The sequence below is a fragment of the Immundisolibacter sp. genome (assembly GCF_028696615.1).
Classification (GTDB): domain Bacteria; phylum Pseudomonadota; class Gammaproteobacteria; order Immundisolibacterales; family Immundisolibacteraceae; genus Immundisolibacter.
In genome coordinates this window covers 1-2,741 of sequence record NZ_JAQVGQ010000301.1, presented here as the reverse complement: position 1 = coordinate 2,741, position 2,741 = coordinate 1, and the positions used below count along the sequence as shown (strand labels likewise).

The 2,741-nt window shown below is 71.1% G+C and carries 5 protein-coding genes; 4 read left to right on the top strand and 1 reads right to left on the bottom strand.

What is annotated here, in order from left to right:
* The coding region (locus PHC73_RS13530) for a biotin carboxylase N-terminal domain-containing protein (RefSeq protein ID WP_300129308.1) at positions 1-651 on the bottom strand (651 nt) is incomplete at its 3' end.
* A 199-nt stretch (positions 652-850) separates the two neighbouring features.
* On the opposite strand from PHC73_RS13530, the gene PHC73_RS13525 reads away from it, so the two are divergent.
* From PHC73_RS13525 to PHC73_RS13510, 4 genes are all read left to right on the top strand, one after another.
* Positions 851-1,180, top strand: a complete 330-nt coding sequence (locus PHC73_RS13525; protein WP_300129306.1) for an HMA2 domain-containing protein — start codon at positions 851-853, stop codon at positions 1,178-1,180.
* Between the two features lie 132 nt (positions 1,181-1,312).
* Positions 1,313-1,624 carry a DUF5132 domain-containing protein gene (locus PHC73_RS13520; RefSeq protein ID WP_300129304.1) on the top strand — a complete coding sequence of 104 codons (312 nt, stop codon included), beginning with the start codon at positions 1,313-1,315 and terminating at the stop codon, positions 1,622-1,624.
* Positions 1,621-2,076 (top strand): hypothetical protein, encoded by a 456-nt coding sequence (locus tag PHC73_RS13515; RefSeq protein WP_300129302.1) that lies wholly within the window; start codon positions 1,621-1,623, stop codon positions 2,074-2,076. The genes PHC73_RS13520 and PHC73_RS13515 overlap by 4 nt, the downstream gene beginning before the upstream one ends.
* A 107-nt stretch (positions 2,077-2,183) precedes the next feature.
* On the top strand, positions 2,184-2,741 hold a 558-nt coding region (locus PHC73_RS13510; RefSeq protein WP_300129300.1), incomplete at its 3' end, for a hypothetical protein.

The window sequence follows — 2,741 nt, the reverse complement described above, 5'->3', positions numbered from 1 at the left end:
CTCCAGATAGCGTTCGATGAACACCTTGGCGCTGCCGAATGCCGCCGCGGCCTCGGCCTTCGAGCGCGCCAGCGCGTCGCGCAGCGCCGCCTCGTCGCGCACGATGCTCATGCCGCGCCCGCCGCCGCCCATAGCCGCCTTCACGATCAGCGGGTAGCCGTGCTCCGCGGCGAAGGCCATCGCCTCGTCCAGCGTCTCGATGGCGCCGTCGGTGCCCGGAATCACCGGCACGCCGGCGCGGATGGCCACCTCGCGCGCGTAGACCTTGTCGCCCATCGCCTCGATGACGTCCGCCGAGGGACCGATGAAGACGATGCCGGCCGCCTCGCAGGCGCGGGCGAACTCGGCGTTCTCGGACAGAAAGCCGTAGCCCGGGTGGATGGCGTCCACCTCGCGCGTGCGCGCCAGCTCGATGATCTCGTCGTAGTCCAGATACGCCCGCACCGGATCCTTGCCGACGCCCACCAGGTAGGCCTCGTCCGCCTTGTAACGGTGCAGGTGCAGGCGGTCCTGCTCGGAATAGATCGCCACCGTGCGGATGCCGAGCTCGGTGCAGGCGCGAAACACGCGGATGGCGATCTCGCCGCGGTTGGCCACCAGCAGCTTGCGGAAACGGCGCACGGACGTCGGTTTGCTGCCGGCTTTCGGCATGAATGGCGACCTCGTGTGGGCAATGGCGCGCGCAGGATACACGGGCAGGTGCGCAAAAGCGCACTTTCGAACCTGCGTTCGAAATTGCAAAAGCAGTGCCAGCCGCTCGACGCGCCGGCATGACACCGCCACCGGGCTGTCACACAGTCGCCGCCGTGGCGTCCCATACTCGTCCGGCGTCGTCTGCATGGACCCAGTCATGCCCTCTACCGCCGAACTGATCGCCGTGCGCGAGCTGCTGCGCCGTGCCGGCATCGACATCGCCCACTACGCCCCCGGCCGGCTGCGCCTGCGCGTGGCGCGCATCAAAACCGATGCCTCCTTCGCCACCCGCCTCAAGGACCGCCTGGCCGGCGTCCCGGGCGTGCTGCACCTCGAACTGCGCCCGCTGACCGGCAGCGTCCTGATCGAGTTCACCGCCGATGCGCTGAACGCCGCGCCGGCCAGGGAGGCCCTGATCGACGCCCTGACCGCGCTGTTCCCGGGCCTCGACGGCGCCCGGCTGGACCGCTTCCTGGCCACCCTGTGAGCCCGTGGCCTCGCTGCGAATGCGTGACCCCAGCGCCGCCAGGCTGTCACGGTTTTGTCATGCGAGACACCGACCGTGACCAGGTGCGGTGGTAGTGGGTGATCACCGGCAGCTCATCTGGAAACCAGCACCATGAAGATCGAAGACCTGTTCCGAAACAACACCGTCACCGCCGCGGCAATCGCCGCCGGCGCGGCCTTGCTGGCACCGATGGTGCTACCGCTGCTGGCCGGCGTGACCCGGCCGTTGGCGCGCACCGCGCTGAAGTCCGGAATCATCGTGTACGAGAAAACCCGCGAGGCGGTCGCGGAACTCGGTGAAGCCTTCGACGACCTGGTGGCCGAAGCCAAGGCCGAGCTGGCGCAAAAGCAGGCCGCGGCGGCCGGCGTGGCCGAAACCGTCACCGTGGCCGCCGCCAGCAACACCGACACGCCGGCGCCGTGACCGCGTTGGCACTGATCGAGCACGCCAGCCCGGGCCGCCTGCGCCTGCGCGTGGCCAGCCGGCGCGGTCAGGCGGACTACTTCGAAACCGTGCGCAGCCACCTCGCCGCGGAACCTGCCGTGCGCGCCGTGCAGGTGGACCCCCGCACCGGCAGCGTGCTGCTGTTGCTGCACGCGCCGACCGACACGGCCGCCCTGCTGCGGCGCGCCGCACAGCACGGACTGTTCACCGTCGTCGCGCCGCCCAGCGCGCAAGACAGCCCCGAGCTGCCGGCGCCGCTGCGCGCGCTCGGCCGGCTGGCCGAACCCGGCACCGCCGGCGGCGGCCTGCTGGCGCTGACGCTGCTGGCCGGCGCCGCCGTGCAGGGCTGGCGCGGCCAGGTGGCGGCGCCGGCCATCACGCTCACCTGGTATGCCCTGCAGCTGCTGCGCGGCGGCAAGGGCAGCTCCTGACACCACCCGCACACCGAGGAAACACCACGCCAGCAATCGCCCGAAAGACGCTTGCATCGCCCCCGCACACACGCCAATTGCATCCCGAATTTCCAAGGAGATCGACCATGAACGAGCAGGACACCACCACCCCCGCGCCGGGTCCAGGCGAACGCGTCGGCGGCAGCGGCCAGGCGGTCAAGAACGGCATCGTCAGCAGCCTGAAGGGCATCAACGAAATCGAGGCCGAAATCGTCAGCCTGGTGCGCAGCACCGTGGCCAACACCGTGCGCGCCGCCGGTGATGTGGCCGGCGAGACGGTGACGGTGGCGCGCGATGTGATGCGCGGCGCCATCTCGGCCACCGAAGAAGTCGGCGCCGGCCTCACGCTGAGCGCCAAAAGCGTCGCCAAGGGCGTGGTGCTGGGCGTGGCCGACGTCGGCGGCGACGTGATCCGCGCCGCCGAAGCCACCGTCAAGGCCGCCGTGCAGGGCGCCGCCGCGGTCGGCGCCGATGTCGGCGTGGTGGCGCGGCGCGCCGTGGACGGCACGCTCGAAGGGGCCGGCGAAATCGGCGGCAACGTGCTCGACGTCGCCAAGAGCGCCGCCGAGGGCGCCATCGAGGCCGCCGGCAGCATCGGCAAGAGCGCCGTCACCACCGTGCGCGAACTGCTGGTGGGCGTGGTC